Consider the following 14682-nt stretch of genomic DNA (forward strand, 5'->3'; position numbering starts at 1 on the left):
GGGTTTTCCGTTTCGAATCTAGCGATTATTTAACGAGCCGACGCCGATAATTGGCGCATGAAACTCTGGTCGATTCGTGGAAACTCGCAGCGCCTTGATGGCGGTGCGATGTTTGGTAACGCGCCGCGCGCGTTGTGGGAAAAATGGGCGGCACCGGACGAGCTCAATCGCATCGAGCTGGCCTGCCGTGCGCTGCTTGCCAGCCCTCTGGAAGGCAAGACGGTGCTGTTTGAAACCGGTATTGGTGCCTTCTTCGATCCACGCATGCGCGAACGCTACGGCGTGCAGGAAAGCCAGCACGTGCTGATCGATTCGCTGCGCGAAGCCGGTTTCGAGCACGAGGATATCGACGTGGTGGTGCTCAGTCACCTGCACTTCGATCACGCCGGGGGTCTGCTCGCGGCCTGGAGCGAAGGGCGTGAGCCGGAGCTGCTGTTCCCCAACGCGACCTACGTGGTCGGTGCGCAGCACTGGCAGCGTGCGCTGCAGCCGCACCCGCGCGACCGTGCCAGCTTCATTCCGGAACTGCCGGGCCTGCTGCAGGCCAGTGGCCGTCTGGAAGTGGTGGACGGCGAATATTCGAAGGCGTTGGGGCGCACTGTGCGTTTCAGCTACAGCGATGGCCACACGCCGGGGCTGATGCTGGCCGAAATTGTCGGCCACGCGCGTGCCGATGAATCACCGAAGGGCGGCGTAGTGTTCTGTGCCGATCTGATCCCGGGCCGCTCGTGGGTGCACGTGCCGATCACCATGGGCTACGACCGCAATGCCGAGTTGCTGATCGACGAGAAACGGCAGTTCCTCGAAGACAAGCTGGCGCGCAATGTGCATCTGTTCTTCACCCACGACCCGCAGGTGGCGCTGGCGCAGCTGGGCCGCGATGACAAGGGTCGTTTCGTGACCCTGCACGAGCAGGGCGAGCTGAAGGCGCGCGCCCTCGGGTAAATGTAGAGCCGAGCATGAGCTATGCCGGTCGTCCTGACCGACACCCTGCGGGTCGTCGCGAGCGACGTTGGCAGCGGCTCCTGCCGCTGCCTTCGGCTCTAGAGCAGGAGTCAACCGCTACGAAGCCTTCAGGCAGCTGCTCATGAAGGTCTTGCGTGCATCACCGGCCAGCTTCTTCGTGCCTGCATCGGCGTTGCACTTGCGCATGCGTTCCTGCGGTGTGGTCGCGGCCTTGCTGTCGGTAGCGTGGCCGCTGAGGCAGGAGCTCTGCGCGGTCTTGTAGGCGTCGCCCTTGAGCCCCTTGTTCTTGGCCGAGCAGTCGGCCATGCGTTGCTGCTGCGGAGTGGTGGCATTGGCAGCCAGGGGGAGGCCGACCAGCAGGACGGCGGCCAGCAGGAAAGAGGCTTTCATCGAGAGCTCCAAGGGTGGCGGGTGCGCGGAGCATTCGCTTCCCGGCGCCAAGAGCACGTGAAGAATCGCAACGCGGCCGCGACGCGCCGCGCTGTTGAGGTCAGAACCCTTTCGGCACGAAAGGGCTCTGACCCAGCTGGCATTCAGCCGACGCGGGTACCGAAGATTCGATCACCGGCATCGCCCAGGCCGGGCAGGATGTAGCCCTTGTCGTTGAGCTGGGCATCGATGGCCGCGGTGTAGATCTCCACGTCCGGGTGCACGGCATTGACCGCCTCGATGCCTTCCGGCGCCGCGACCAGGAAGATGCCCTTGATGCGGCGGGCACCGGCACGCTTGAGCATGTCGATGGTGGCGATCAGGGTGCCGCCGGTAGCCAGCATCGGATCCAGGATCAGCGCATCGCGTTCTTCCAGGCGACCGGTCAGGCGCTCGAAGTAGGGCACCGGCTGCAGGGTTTCCTCATCGCGCTGCAGTCCGACCACGCTGACGCGGGCGGCCGGGATCAGCGACAGCACGCCGCTGAGCATGCCCAGGCCGGCGCGCAGGATCGGCACCACGGTGATCTTGGCCCCGGCAATGCGCTGTACGGTGACCGGGCCGGCCCAGCCGGGGAGGGTGTGCGGCTCGGTCTCGAGGTCGGCGGTGGCCTCGTAGGCCAGCAGCGTGCCCAGCTCGTTGGCCAGTTCGCGGAAATCCTTGGTGCTGAGCGCGGCGTTGCGCATCAGGCCGATCTTGTGCTGCACCAGCGGGTGGCGCACTTCGACGATCTTCATGGTCGGGAAGGGGGAAAAAGGAGAGAGGACGCCATTTTGCCGGATCGGCGGGCCGAACCCAAACCTGGCCCGGGGCGGCCTTACATGAAATGTGCAGGCGCATGTCACGGCCATGCAACCTTGCGGACATACCGTGCAGACCCATTCTTAACAGGAATGGGGATTCCCAGTGCATATCAAGACTCCGTTGGCCGTTGCCATCACCCTGACCCTGGCGATGGGGGCCGCAGCTCCGCTGCAGGCGGCCGGGCAGCAGGCGGTTGCCGCCACCGGCGCCGTGGCCGCTGAGGCGGTCGATCTGGACCGCATCGAAGTGCGCGCCCAGCTCGAATCACAGATCCGCGCCGTTGACCTGAAGCGCAGCAGTGATGCGATCGAAGATGCCGTGTCCTCCGATGCATTGGGCCAGTACCCGGACAAGAATGTCGCCGAATCGCTGCAGCGCCTGCCGGGCATCAGCGTGACCCGCGACCAGGGCGAAGGGCGCTTCGTGGTCATCCGCGGCCTGGACGCCAACCTCAACAGCGTCAGCGTGGACGGCATTGCCGTCGGTACGCCGGAAGATTCCAGTCGTGCCGCACCGCTGGATGTGATTCCATCCGATTCCACCGAGCGCCTGCGCGTAGTGAAGTCGCCGACCCCGGACATGCCGGGTGATGCCATCGGCGGCGCCGTGCTTGTGGAGTCGGCCTCGGCCTTCGACCGCGACGGTCGCAGCCTGCGTGGCAAGATCGAAGGCAGCCACCAGCAGCTGTCCGGCGAGACCAGTCCCAAGGCCGCCTTCAACTACAGCGAAGTGTTCAACGACACCTTCGGTGTGGCGCTGGGCGTGAACTACCAGAAGCGCAAGTTCGAGTCGGACAACACCGAAGTGGAGTATGACGGCGAGGACAACGCCGTCCCCGGCGATGTCACCGCGATCAACCTGCAGCATCGCAAGTACGAGATCGAGCGCAAGCGCATCGGTGCCAACCTCAACCTCGACTGGCGCCCGAATGAAGACAGCAAATACTACCTGCGCACGCTGTACAGCCAGTTCGACGATGCGGAGACCCGCCAGCGCGTGATCTTCAACTTCGACGACGCGAAGATGGTCAAGACCGGCACCGACCAGTATCGGCTGGATGGCATGTCGAAGGATTCCATCGACAAGCGCATGCGCTACCGCACCAAGAAGGAGAACACCTTCGCGGCAAGTCTCGGTGGCGAGAACAAGCTGACCAACGCCGTGGTCGATTACCGGATCGGCTACACCCGCACCGAAGAGCGGGTGAACGACGAGATGGAGGCCCGTTTCAAGCTTGACGGCAAGGCCTTCAATGGCACCCTGGACCAGCGCAGCCGCCTGCCCAGCTACAGCTTCGACAACCCGCAGTGGCTGGACAATGGCAACTACGCGTTCGACCGCTTCGTGCTCTCGCCCAAGCAGGTCAACGACAAGGAACACAGCGCGCAGGTCAACGTGCGCTTCGACGGCGACAGCAGCAGCATCAAGTTCGGCCTGCTGGGCCGCTGGCGCGACCGCGACGTGAATGTGGACGAGCGCGAGCTGCGCGTCGGCCCGAAGGTGGCGCTGTCGAGCTGGACAACCTCCTCGCCGGAACACCGCCACGGCAACCTGGGTGACGGCATGGATTCGGCCGCGATGCGTGCCTTCTGGGCGGCCAATGGTGGCCAGTACAGCGCTCGCCCGCAGGATGTCGGTGGCAACGCGATGACATCGCTGGAAGAGGACTACGTGGCCAGCGAAGACATCTTCGCCAGCTATGCCATGGGCACCTGGGACGTGGGTGCACTGCGCATCATCGGCGGTGTGCGCGTGGAAAACACCCAGTTCAAGGCAACCGGCAACCAGGTGGACGTGGCCGCCAACGGGCGCAGCTTCACGGTTACCCCGCGCGTGGCCAACAGCAGCTACACCAACGTGCTGCCGGGCCTGCACCTGCGCTACGACGCGGCCGATGACTGGGTACTGCGCGCCTCGGCCAACAAGACCGTATCGCGTCCTTCCTTCGGCGATGTCTCGCCACGCGTGGGCTACAGCCGCGGCGACGAGGAAGTGCGCCTGGGTAATCCGGAACTGGATCCGTACGAGTCGAAGAACATCGACCTGTCGGTGGAGAAGTACATCGGCAGCACCGGTATCGTTTCACTTGGCCTGTTCCACAAGTCGATCGATGGCTACATCGTGCAAACGGTGCGGACGAATGATCCCGCTTATGGCGGCTTCGACGTGACCCAGCCGATCAATGGCCGCAAGGCCACCGTGCGCGGTGCGGAATTCAACTGGCAGCAGCAGCTGGCTTTCCTGCCAGCCGGCCTGGACGGCCTGCTGGTCGGCGCCAGCGGTACCTGGCTGGATACCAGGTTCGATGCCGGCATCAAGGACCGCGCCGGGGAGGATTTCACCCTGCCGCGCGCCTCCAAGCATGTCTACAGCGCCCACATCGGCTATGAAAAGTATGGTGTCAGTACGCGGCTGGCGGCGGTGTACCGCAGCGAGTACCTGGACAGCATCGGCAAGGGCCGCGCATTCGACATCTACGTTGCACCCAACACCCAGCTCGATTTCTCGCTGGACTACAAGTTCACCCCGCGTGTGAGCATGTACTTCGAGGCGCAGAACCTGCTGGACAAGCCGCTGGAGCTGTACCAGGGGACGCGCTCGCGCACCCTGCAGATGGAAGAGTACGGCCGTACCTATGCGCTGGGCCTGAAGGTGGCGCTGTGATGGGGCGCCGCATTCCGGTCCTTGCCGCGGCATTGGCGGCTGCTCTGCTGGCAGGCTGTACGCCTGCCACCGGCAATGATCCGGCCGTGGCCGCCACGGCAGCGAAGCCCGCGGCGCAGCGGGCGGTGGCGACCATCGCCGAGGCATTTGTCACTCCACTGACGCCGGCCGACAACATCGATTCGCCGGCGGCGTGGCGTGCGCCGGACGGCAAACTGTGGCTGATTGCCACCGCCAAGGCCACCGACAAGCTGGTGGTCTACGATGGCAGCACCGGCCAGCACCTGCGTGACGTGGGCAGCGGCGGCACCGGGCCAGGGCAGTTCGATCGCCCAAACGGCATCGCGGTGACCGACGACCTGCTGTGGATCGTGGAGCGCGACAATCATCGCGTGCAGGTGCTGAGCCTGCCGGACTTCATCCCGCTGGCAACGTTCGCTGCCGAGGATCTGCGCAAGCCGTACGGGCTGTGGGTCGACCGCCGTGCCGATGGCTACAGCGTCTACGTCACCGACTCCTGGGACAACGGCGAGGATGCGCAGGGCCGTGACATCCTGCCGCCGCTGGCCGAGCTGGACAAGCGCGTGCGCCAGTACCACGTGACCCGCGACGGTGCCAGGGTCGAAGCGAAGCGCGTGGCGGACATCGGGGATACCAGCGAGGCTGGCGCACTGCGTGTGGTGGAATCGATCTGGGGCGATCCGGAGAACGATCGCCTGTTGATCGCCGAAGAGGATGAAAGCTACGCCAGCGAGTTCAAGGTCTACACCCTGGCGGGCCGTTTCACCGGTACCACCTTCGGCCGCGATGTGTTCAAGGCGCAGGCTGAAGGCGTGACCCTGCGCACCTGTGGCAAGGACGGCTGGTGGATCACCACCGAGCAGGGCAAGCAGCGCAGCGTGTTCCATCTGTTCGACCGGCATACGCTGAAGCCGGTGGGTGCGTTCCAGGGCAATACGGTGGCCAACACCGACGGCATCTGGTTGATGCAGCCGGCCAGCCCACGCTTCCCGCACGGTGCGCTGTACGCAGTGCATGACGACCAGGGCGTGGTCGCGTTCGACTGGGAAAGCATCGCCAAGCAACTGGCGCTGCCATTGGAGTGTGGCGAATGAGCCGCCATTGCGTGATGCGTTCATTGGCGCTCGGCCTGCTGCTGGCGTTGCCGTCGCTGTCACCTGCTGCGGTCGAGCCGAATACCCAGGTGCCGGCGGGCAGCCGCTACTACGCAGCATCCACGGTGCCGGACCGCATCGTGGCATCGCCCGCGGCCGATCCCAGCCATGGCTTTGCCGTGGCATGGCGTACCGATGGCAGCGTGCAGGCGCCGCTGCTGGAGATTGCCGTGGCCGGTGATTCGCCGGCCATCGAGGACATCCGCCAGGTGCGTGCGACGACCCGCGCGCTGCAGACCGAGAACGGGCTGTCGCATCATCATCGCGCGGACATCAGCGGCCTGCAGCCGGATACCCAGTACGTCTACCGCGTGCAGGGCAACGGCAGTTGGAGCGCCTGGAACCAGCTGCGCACGCTGGCTGCGGCCGACCAGCCGCTGACCCTGCTGTACTTCGGTGATACCCAGAACAAGAACGTCAGCCATGTCAGCCGGGTAGTGCGTGCCGCGCAGAAGGCCGCGCCGGAGGCACGCATGAGCCTGTTCGCCGGTGACCTGGTCAGCGGCGGCGACAACATGGATGACAGCGAGTGGGGCGAGTGGTTTGCTGCTACCAGCTGGCTGGCGCAGGAAACACTGGTGGCGCCGGCGATCGGCAACCATGAGTACTTCGAGGAATTCGAGGACACCCCGCAGGAGCGCCGCGTGCTGGGCAAGCATTGGCCGGTGACGTTCGCGCTGCCGGGCAATGGCACCACCGCCGAGCAGCAGACCAGCTACTGGTTCGATGCGCAGGGCGTGCGCGTGGCCGTGGTTGATGGTACTTCGGCACTCGACCTTGGCACGGCCAAGGCGCAGGCGCAGTGGCTGGACAAGGTGCTGACCGGCAATCCGCAGCCATGGACCATCGTGCTGCTGCACCAGCCGTTCTATTCGCCGCGCGAAGGCCGCGAGAACGCCGCGCTGCGTGATGTGCTGTTGCCGGTGGTGCGCCGCCACAACGTGGACCTGGTGCTGCAGGGCCACGATCACACCTACGGCCGTCGCGGTGAAGGGCAGGGCGCCACGCCTCAGTACGTGGTGACCGTGGCCGGGCCCAAGCAGTACCGCCTTTCCGGCGAAGCACGCAGAACGATGGATCCGGTGGCCGAAGACACCCAGCTGTTCCAGGTGCTGCGCATCGATCCGCAGCAACTGCGTTACGAGGCGCGCACGGTGACCGGTCGCCTGTACGACGCGTTCGAGCTGCGTCGTGATGCCACGGGCGGCAAGCAGCGGCTGGAACAGCGCGAGGGCCGCATCACTTCGCGTGAATGCCCCCGTGCGCAGACTGCCAAAGGTCGCGCAGACCGTTGTTGGGAGTGAGAGGAAACGCCATGACGACACGCCGTATCGTCCCGATGGCCGCCATCGCCGGCGCACTGCTGCTTCTGGCCGGTGCGGTTGCCGCCGCCGACGCGGTGCTGCATCCGTTCCTGGTCGCGCAGCCGAAGCAGGCCCCGCAGGAGGTGAACCTGGCGGTGGAGATCCCCGCTGGCAGCTTCACCAAGTATGAGATCAAGGAAGACGGTCTGGTGCATGTGGACCGCTTCCAGTCGATGCCGGTGGCCTATCCGGCCAACTACGGCTCGATGCCGCGCACGCTGGCCGGTGACAACGATCCCCTGGATGCGCTGGTGTTGACCCGTGAACCACTGCATCCGGGCGTGATCGTGCGCTTCCGGCCGATCGGCTACCTGAAGATGATCGACGGCGGCGAGCATGACGAGAAGATCATCGGCGTGCCCACCGACAAGGTCGACCCGGCCTACGCCAACATCCGTGACCTGAAGGATCTGCCGGAGGTCGAGCGCCAGCGCATCGAGGCGTTCTTCCGGGTCTACAAGGACCTGCCGGCAGGCCGCAATCCGGTGCAGCTCAACGGCTGGGGCGATGCCGCCGAAGCGCGTGTGCTGATCAGCGAGGCGATGCAGCGTTTCGAGAGATAGATCCACGCCATGCGTGGATTCAGCCTCGCAGTGTCTCCAGCAGGCACTCGGCATTCAGGCGGTTGCCAAGCACCTGCGCAACAGCCTGCACCGCGGCTTCCTCGTGCACGGCACGGATGCCCCCATCGTCATCATCGTCGTAGAGGTCGTCGCCGGCCTCCAGATACACGGTGCCGGCCGCGGCCAGAACCGCCATCAGGGTGGGTACGTCGGCAACAATCTCGCCGGCATCCAGCAGACCGGCACCGTGGTGACTGAACAGCACGCGGCCGTCGTCCAGGTCGAGGATGAACGGGTCAGCGCCGCGATCGGCAATCACCAGCCAGTTGGATGGCCAATCGTCGATGGGCTCGCCACTGACGCCGTTCCAGCGGTAACCGGCCTGGTGGCGCCACAGACGCTGCAGCGGGGGTATCCAGACATCGAGGCCCGGAATGGTGATGCCGGAGTTGCCCACCTTCGAATTGATCTCATGACCCAGCGGTCCCACTTGCGCGTAGAAGCGCGCCAGCACCGGTGGTAACGGGAGCGGTCCCTGCCAGTCACCTTCGTGCTGGGCCCGCAGCAGCCCGAAGCGGGCGAATGAGGCGTGTAGATCATCCATGGCGGGGTCCAAAGAGGAGCGGCCCAGCAGCCTAGCAGACGGCCTCTGCGTGCAATGCCTTCACCGCGACTGGCTATCATGACCGCCTTCCACAACGAAGGCGGTGCATGTGTCGGTAGCGTTGCTATGGTTCCGCCGTGATCTGCGGCTGCAGGACAATCCTGCCCTGCAGGCCGCGCTGGATGCTGGCCACGATGTGGTGCCTATCTACATCCACGCGCCGCACGAGGAAGGCGAGTGGCTGCCCGGCGCGGCCTCCGATGCGTGGCGCCATCGTTCACTGGATGCGCTGGATGCCGACCTGCGTACGCGCGGCTCCTCGCTGGTGCTGCGTGCCGGTGACAGCCTGCCTACCTTGCAGGCGTTGATCCAGCAGACTGGCGCCGAAGCGGTGTACTGGAACCGCAAGTATGAACCCGCCACCCAGCCACGCGACGCCACCATCAAGCGCACGCTGCGCGAGCAGGGCATCGACGCACAGAGCTGCAATGGCAGCCTGCTGTTCGAGCCGTGGGATATCGCCACCCAGCAGGGCCAGCCGTACAAAGTATTCACGCCGTACTGGCGCAACGTGCTCAGCCACTGGTGCCTGCCCGCGCTGCAGGCCGCACCGAAGGCGCTGACGGCACATTCGGTCGACAGCCTCGGGCTGGAGGAGTTGCGGCTCGCGCCCACGCTGGACTGGGACACCGGCTTCTGGGAGCACTGGCAGCCGGGCGAAGCCGGTGCGCTGGAGGCGTTGTCCGTGTTCGAGGACGGCGCGTTGCGCGGTTACCGCGAGCAGCGTGACCTGCCGGATCGCGTGGGCACATCTCGAATGTCGCCGCACCTGCATTTCGGCGAGATCGCACCGTGGCGCATCGCCCACGCGCTGGAAGGGCTGCGCAGTGCGGGCACCGACGCCGATATCGATGGTTACCTGCGCCAGCTGGGCTGGCGTGATTTTGCCTACCACCTGCTGCACCACTTCCCGAAGACGCCCACCGACAACCTCAACCCGCGCTTTGACCGTTTCCCGTGGTCCACGCCCAGTGCCGCGCAACTGCACGACTGGCAGCGCGGCAACACTGGCGTGCCGATCGTCGATGCGGGCCTGCGCGAGCTGTGGCATACCGGCTACATGCACAACCGGGTGCGCATGATCGTTGCCAGTTACCTGTGCAAGCATCTGCGTGCGCACTGGCTGCACGGTGCGCGCTGGTTCTGGGACACCCTGGTCGACGCGGACCTGGCCAACAACACGATGGGCTGGCAATGGGTGGCCGGCACCGGTGCCGACGCAGCGCCGTACTTCCGGGTATTCAATCCAGTCACCCAGGCCGAGAAGTTCGATCCGCAGGCCCGCTACATCAGCCGCTGGGTGCCCGAGCTGGCAGCATTGCCGGTGAAAGCGCGCTTCGCGCCCTGGCAGCATCCGTTGCTGCTGGCCGCACATGCCCCGGACTATCCGCGCACGCCGCTGGTGGATCTGGCCGCAGGCCGGGATGCAGCGTTGGCCGCCTACCGTCAGTCGGGGGCAGGGTAAATCGCCCCTGACGCGATCCAGTCAGTTAGCTGAACGTGGACCTGTCAGCGCGCCGGATCATCATTCCGGCATCGCATTGGGCTGTTTATTCTCTTTGCGCCCGCAAGCCGCCGGCCCGACCGGAAACCAAGGAGAACCCCATGATCCGCAACACCACCCGCAACGTCGCACTGGCCCTGATGAGTGCGGCCGTCCTGTCGGCCTGCGCCACCGGCGGCTCCTATGTGCAGAGTGACCAGTACGGCAACCCGACCGAGCAGCAGAACCGCACCGGCCGCAACGCGCTGATCGGTACCGCCATCGGCGTGGCCGCCGGCCTGCTGACCGGTGACAGCGCCACGGAGCGTCGTCAGCACGCGCTGATCGGCGCCGGTATCGGCGCGCTCAGCGGCGCGGCTGTTGGCCAGTACCAGGACCGTCAGGAACGTGCACTGCGCGAGCGCACCGCCAACACCGGCATCGATGTGCAGCGCCAGGGCGACAACATCATGCTGAACCTGCCGGACGGCATCACCTTCGACTTCGGCAAGGCGACCCTGAAGCCGCAGTTCTACGGCTCGCTCAACGGTGTTGCAGGTACCCTGCGTGACTACAACCAGACCATGATCGAAGTGGTTGGCCACACCGACAGCATCGGCAGCGACGCAGTGAACAACCGTCTGTCCAAGGAACGTGCCGACTCGGTCGCGCAGTACCTGGTTGGCCAGGGTGTGCAGAGCGTGCGCATCGAAACCCTGGGCGCTGGCAAGTCGTACCCGATTGCCGACAACAGCACCGATGCCGGCCGCGCCAAGAACCGCCGCGTCGAAATCCGCGTGATTCCGCTCAAGCAATAACGCTACGCGTTATTGCTTGAGCCGGTCCGGCCATCGGCCGGAACGAAAATGCCGCCCTTGCAGGCGGCATTTTTGTGGGTGCCGAGCTTGCTCGGCAAGCCGATAGCACATGTAGAGTCGAGCCATGCTCGACTGCTATCCTGGTAGGTGCCGACCTTGGTCGGCGCGGTTCCAACAGCAATCGAGCATGGCTCAACTCTACAAAAGCCGGTCATGCCGCCGAAGCCGCGACCTTTTCCAGGATCCGCTTGCCGCTGATTTCCAGCGCAGCGTCTTCCTTTTCCTTCTGCTGCTGCGCCAGCTTCGCGCCCGGGCACTGCGCCAGCATGTAATTGGCGTCGAAGTTGAGCTTCTCGACCAGGAAGTCGACGAATGCACGTACCTTCGGCGAGACCAGGCGGCCGCCGGCAAACACGGCATTGAAGTCCACCTCCGGCCCGGTCCAGCCAGCCAGAACGCGGCGCACCATGCCTGATTCGACGAACGGCTTGGCCATCACATCGCCGGTCAACAGCAGGCCTTCGCCACACACCAGCGCACCATTGAGCGCGGACATGTCGTTGGCGGTCATCAGTGGGGTGACCGGGAAGTCACGCAACTCGCCTCCATTCTCGCCCAGCTGCCAGGTGAAGCGCGGCGAGTTGCCGGTGTGGTACGGCTTGCGCATCGCCAGGATGCGATGGAATTGCAGCTCTTCCGGATGCAGCGGCTCACCATAGCGTTCGATGTAGGCCGGGCTGGCGAACACCTGCGTGCGCAGGCTGCCGAGCTTGCGTGCCACCAGGTTGGAATCGGGCAGGGCACCCACGCGCAGGGCCAGGTCCGCCTCGCCGGCGATCAGGTCCAGCTTTTCGTTGCCCATGTGCATGTCCAGCCGGATCTCCGGGTACTGCGCATGGAACTGGCCCAGCAGCGGTGCAATCCAGGTGATGCCTATCGAATAGGGCACGGTGAAGCGAAGCCAGCCGCGTGGGCCGGATTGCAGCTGGCTGACCGCGCTTTCGGCTTCTTCCAGTTCGCGCGCGATGCGCTGGCAGTGCTCGTGGTAGATCGAGCCGGCTTCGGTAAGGCCAAGGCGGCGCGTGGTCCGGTGCAGCAGGCGCGCACCCAGGCGCGTCTCCAGTTCCTGCACCTTGCGGCTGACCGTGGTCTTGGGCAGGCCGAGCGATTTGGCAGCGGCAATGAAACTGCCTTGCTCGACCACTTTGACGAAGATCAGCGTCTCGTTGAGATCGTGGGACATGGTCTGGGATCCTGGACGTCGGGGATGGGACAATCGTGACAGAACGATTGGACCGGGAGCGGGATGATTATTCCCCTTAATCAGGACTAATCAAGTAAAGGTTTGAGGTCTATCGTGGCGCCATTCGTTATTTGGAGCCCGTCCGCCATGAGCCTGCGCAACATTCTTGCCCGTCTCCGGAACGCCGGCCAGAGCACCCTGGACCTGGCAATGACCGTTGAAGTCCGCCCGAGTTCCTTGGTACACAAGGACTTCCGTGAGTTTACCGCGCCCATGCGTCAGCAGCGTGGCGGTGCCATCCGCCTGGTTCCCCACAAGGGCGACCGACTGCGCCGAATTGGGACTATCCCGGATTTGGGAGGAAATGTCCCGTGAATGGGATGCTGACGCCCGAAGTTCTGGTTCTCGGCGGCACCGGTGCCGTGGGGCAGGGCGTGGTTGGCGCATTGCTGGAAGCCGGCAGCCCGGTGCTGGTGGTCGGCCGCGATCCGGGCCGGCTGGCGGCGCTGCATGAGCAGTTCGCCGATGAGCCAGGCCTGGAAACGCTGCTCGGCTCGCTCAGCGACGATGGTTCGGCGCGTGCGCTGGCCGAGCGGGTCGCGCAGCGGCCACGGCCGCTGGCCGCCGTGATCGCGGCCATGGGCGGTCCCTACCGGCGCGGTCGCGTGGTCGATCGCAATGGCAATGAACTGCTCGGCGCGCTGCAGGCTGACCTGATGCCGCACGTGCACGCGGTGCGCCACCTGCTGCCGTTGCTGCAGGACAACGTGCACGCACGTCGCTACGTGATGATCGGTAGCCCGGCCGCCGTCAAGCCGTGGGCCGGTTACGGCGAAAGCTCGATCACGGCTGCCGCGATGCGCATGTACGCGCAGGTGGTGCATCAGGAAGCGCAGGCGATCGGCGTGCGCGCGCAGATGCTGGAAGTCTGCAGCCCGGTGTGTACCCCGGCCAACGCGGCCAATGCCTGCATCGAGTGGCCGAGCTCGCTGCTGGTCGGCCGTCGTGTGGTCTCGCTGCTGGATGGATGCCGCGACAACCGCGCCGTCGTCCGTTGTGACAGCAGTGATGCCGAACTGCCGCGTGGCCTGCTGCACCTGGAAATTCCACCTTTGTGGCGCGATACCGCCGGCGTTGCTTGACCTCGACCATGGTTGAGGTCGCAGGATACGCCGCCCGTTTTTGCAACACGTTCTCATCTAGCTGTACCACCCCTCCGTACGGATGCATGCCATGACTTCCCCCAATACCACCCCACATCGTTTCGGCCATCGCATCGCGATGGTCGGCGTGTCGATCCTCGCCGCAGCCGTGCTTGCGGCCTGCAGCGGCAGCCACGCCGAAGAAGCGGGCGCACCGCCGCCGCCGCAGGTCAGTGCCGCGCCGGTCCTGGTCAAGCAGGTCAGCCAGTGGGACGAGTTCAGCGGCCGCGTCGAGGCGGTGCAGAGCGTTGAACTGCGTCCGCGCGTGTCCGGCTACATCGACAAGGTCAACTACGTCGAAGGCCAGGAAGTGAAGAAGGGCGAAGTGCTCTTCACCATCGACGCGCGCAGCTACCAGGCCGAGTACGATCGCGCAGCTGCCGAACTCGCCCGCGCCCGCACCCAGGCGACGTTGGCCCGCAGCGAATCGGAGCGTGCCAAGCGGCTGTCCGAGCAGCAGGCCATTTCCACCGAGACGGCCGAGCAGCGTCGTGCTGCGGCCGATCAGTCCGGTGCGGCCGTGCAGGCGGCGCAGGCGGCGCTGGATGCCGCTCGCCTCAACCTGGAGTTCACCAAGGTGCGGGCCCCGATCGACGGCCGTGCCGGCCGCGCGATGGTCACCGCTGGCAACCTGGTCACTGCGGGCGACAGCGCCAGCGTGCTGACCACCCTGGTGTCGCTGGATACCGTGTTCGTCTACTTCGATGCCGACGAAAGCACCTTCCTGCGCTACGCACAGATGGCACGCAAGGGCGAACGCCCGAGCGAGCGTGACAGCGATCTGCCGGTGAAGGTCGGCCTGTCCGGCGAAGAGGGCTACCCGCATTCGGGCAAGGTCGACTTCCTCGACAACCAGGTGGCCCGCAGCACCGGCACCATCCGTGTCCGTGCACTGCTGGACAATGCCGACCGCCAGTTCACCCCGGGCCTGTTCGCCCGTGTGCAGCTGCTCGGCAGCGGCCAGTTCCAGGCCCTGCTGATCGACGACAAGGCGGTACTGACCGACCAGGATCGCAAGTACGTCTACGTGGTCGACAAGGATGGCAAGGCCCAGCGCCGTGACATCCAGCTCGGCCGCACCGCCGACGGCCTGCGCATTGTCGAACACGGCCTGGCCGCCGGCGACAAGGTGATCATCGACGGCGTGCAGAAGGTCTTCATGCCGGGCATGCCGGTGCAGGCCAAGGCCGTGGCGATGCAGCCGCAGGCTGCGCCGCCGGCACCGGGTCGCGATGCCACCGCTGCACTGAACCACTGAACCGCGTCCCCGCTTAGCTGCCGGCGCCAGCGGCAGCCTTCCCTGCCTT

At 65.5% G+C, this 14682-nt stretch carries 14 protein-coding genes; 10 read left to right on the top strand and 4 right to left on the bottom strand.

Annotated features, from left to right (window positions below):
- Positions 1–57 precede the first annotated feature (57 nt).
- The gene (locus AC13GA_RS16740; RefSeq protein WP_004153182.1) at positions 58–945 is read left to right on the top strand and encodes an MBL fold metallo-hydrolase; all 888 of its coding nucleotides are present in this window, start codon (positions 58–60) and stop codon (positions 943–945) included.
- Positions 946–1062: 117 nt separating this feature from the next.
- Here AC13GA_RS16740 and AC13GA_RS16745 read toward each other — a convergent pair whose 3' ends face one another.
- Together AC13GA_RS16745 and upp are read right to left on the bottom strand one after the other, a co-directional pair.
- Positions 1063–1356 (bottom strand): PsiF family protein, encoded by a 294-nt coding sequence (locus AC13GA_RS16745; RefSeq protein WP_004153183.1) that lies wholly within the window; start codon positions 1354–1356, stop codon positions 1063–1065.
- Between the two features lie 143 nt (positions 1357–1499).
- The gene (upp, locus tag AC13GA_RS16750; RefSeq protein ID WP_482998570.1) at positions 1500–2132 is read right to left on the bottom strand and encodes a uracil phosphoribosyltransferase; all 633 of its coding nucleotides are present in this window, start codon (positions 2130–2132) and stop codon (positions 1500–1502) included.
- Between the two features lie 217 nt (positions 2133–2349).
- On the opposite strand from upp, the gene AC13GA_RS16755 reads away from it, so the two are divergent.
- The 4 genes from AC13GA_RS16755 to AC13GA_RS16770 are packed head-to-tail and all read left to right on the top strand — an operon-like array spanning position 2350 to position 7965.
- Positions 2350–4863, top strand: coding sequence for a TonB-dependent receptor (locus AC13GA_RS16755; RefSeq protein ID WP_482998678.1), 2514 nt, complete (start codon positions 2350–2352; stop codon positions 4861–4863).
- Positions 4863–5978, top strand: a complete 1116-nt coding sequence (locus tag AC13GA_RS16760; RefSeq protein WP_482998571.1) for a phytase — start codon at positions 4863–4865, stop codon at positions 5976–5978. The genes AC13GA_RS16755 and AC13GA_RS16760 overlap by 1 nt, the downstream gene beginning before the upstream one ends.
- 14 nt (positions 5979–5992) lie before the next feature.
- Complete coding sequence (locus AC13GA_RS16765; RefSeq protein WP_482998679.1) at positions 5993–7342, top strand: purple acid phosphatase family protein; 1350 nt, start codon at positions 5993–5995, stop codon at positions 7340–7342.
- 11 nt (positions 7343–7353) lie between these two features.
- On the top strand, positions 7354–7965 hold the full coding sequence (locus AC13GA_RS16770) for an inorganic diphosphatase (protein WP_482998572.1): 612 nt from the start codon (positions 7354–7356) through the stop codon (positions 7963–7965).
- Positions 7966–7984: 19 nt separating this feature from the next.
- Here AC13GA_RS16770 and AC13GA_RS16775 read toward each other — a convergent pair whose 3' ends face one another.
- Positions 7985–8569, bottom strand: coding sequence for a hypothetical protein (locus AC13GA_RS16775; protein WP_482998573.1), 585 nt, complete (start codon positions 8567–8569; stop codon positions 7985–7987).
- 109 nt (positions 8570–8678) lie between these two features.
- Here AC13GA_RS16775 and AC13GA_RS16780 point away from each other — a divergent pair, with 109 nt between their 5' ends.
- On the top strand, positions 8679–10094 hold the full coding sequence (locus tag AC13GA_RS16780; RefSeq protein WP_482998574.1) for a cryptochrome/photolyase family protein: 1416 nt from the start codon (positions 8679–8681) through the stop codon (positions 10092–10094).
- A gap of 140 nt (positions 10095–10234) precedes the next feature.
- Positions 10235–10930, top strand: coding sequence for a YiaD family glycine zipper/OmpA-like lipoprotein (locus AC13GA_RS16785; protein WP_012510724.1), 696 nt, complete (start codon positions 10235–10237; stop codon positions 10928–10930).
- 211 nt (positions 10931–11141) lie between these two features.
- Here the strand turns inward: AC13GA_RS16785 and AC13GA_RS16790 are convergent, their stop codons facing one another.
- Positions 11142–12173: a LysR family transcriptional regulator gene (locus tag AC13GA_RS16790; RefSeq protein ID WP_046983384.1), complete on the bottom strand. Its 1032-nt coding sequence runs from the start codon at positions 12171–12173 to the stop codon at positions 11142–11144.
- Between the two features lie 147 nt (positions 12174–12320).
- On the opposite strand from AC13GA_RS16790, the gene AC13GA_RS16795 reads away from it, so the two are divergent.
- The 3 genes from AC13GA_RS16795 (at position 12321) to AC13GA_RS16805 (ending at position 14633) form a co-directional block, all read left to right on the top strand.
- Positions 12321–12548: a hypothetical protein gene (locus tag AC13GA_RS16795; RefSeq protein WP_012510726.1), complete on the top strand. Its 228-nt coding sequence runs from the start codon at positions 12321–12323 to the stop codon at positions 12546–12548.
- Complete coding sequence (locus AC13GA_RS16800) at positions 12545–13315, top strand: SDR family NAD(P)-dependent oxidoreductase (RefSeq protein ID WP_032969666.1); 771 nt, start codon at positions 12545–12547, stop codon at positions 13313–13315. Before AC13GA_RS16795 ends, AC13GA_RS16800 begins: the two co-directional genes overlap by 4 nt.
- 91 nt (positions 13316–13406) lie before the next feature.
- Positions 13407–14633 (top strand): efflux RND transporter periplasmic adaptor subunit, encoded by a 1227-nt coding sequence (locus AC13GA_RS16805; protein WP_482998575.1) that lies wholly within the window; start codon positions 13407–13409, stop codon positions 14631–14633.
- The last annotated feature ends 49 nt before the right edge of the window (positions 14634–14682 follow it).

This window comes from Stenotrophomonas sp. 22DLJC03 (genome assembly GCF_056861405.1).

Excerpts from the sequence above, each read along its gene's own strand:
- AC13GA_RS16755 (WP_482998678.1), top strand. The coding sequence starts at position 2,350 with ATGGGGGCCGCAGCTCCGCTGCAGGCGGCCGGGCAGCAGGCGGTTGCC.
- AC13GA_RS16765 (WP_482998679.1), top strand. The coding sequence starts at position 5,993 with ATGCGTTCATTGGCGCTCGGCCTGCTGCTGGCGTTGCCGTCGCTGTCA.
- AC13GA_RS16795 (WP_012510726.1), top strand. The coding sequence starts at position 12,321 with ATGAGCCTGCGCAACATTCTTGCCCGTCTCCGGAACGCCGGCCAGAGC.
- AC13GA_RS16745 (WP_004153183.1), bottom strand. The coding sequence starts at position 1,356 with ATGAAAGCCTCTTTCCTGCTGGCCGCCGTCCTGCTGGTCGGCCTCCCC.
- AC13GA_RS16770 (WP_482998572.1), top strand. The coding sequence starts at position 7,354 with ATGACGACACGCCGTATCGTCCCGATGGCCGCCATCGCCGGCGCACTG.
- AC13GA_RS16740 (WP_004153182.1), top strand. The coding sequence starts at position 58 with ATGAAACTCTGGTCGATTCGTGGAAACTCGCAGCGCCTTGATGGCGGT.
- AC13GA_RS16790 (WP_046983384.1), bottom strand. The coding sequence starts at position 12,173 with ATGTCCCACGATCTCAACGAGACGCTGATCTTCGTCAAAGTGGTCGAG.
- AC13GA_RS16805 (WP_482998575.1), top strand. The coding sequence starts at position 13,407 with ATGACTTCCCCCAATACCACCCCACATCGTTTCGGCCATCGCATCGCG.
- AC13GA_RS16775 (WP_482998573.1), bottom strand. The coding sequence starts at position 8,569 with ATGGATGATCTACACGCCTCATTCGCCCGCTTCGGGCTGCTGCGGGCC.
- AC13GA_RS16760 (WP_482998571.1), top strand. The coding sequence starts at position 4,863 with ATGGGGCGCCGCATTCCGGTCCTTGCCGCGGCATTGGCGGCTGCTCTG.
- AC13GA_RS16785 (WP_012510724.1), top strand. The coding sequence starts at position 10,235 with ATGATCCGCAACACCACCCGCAACGTCGCACTGGCCCTGATGAGTGCG.
- upp (WP_482998570.1), bottom strand. The coding sequence starts at position 2,132 with ATGAAGATCGTCGAAGTGCGCCACCCGCTGGTGCAGCACAAGATCGGC.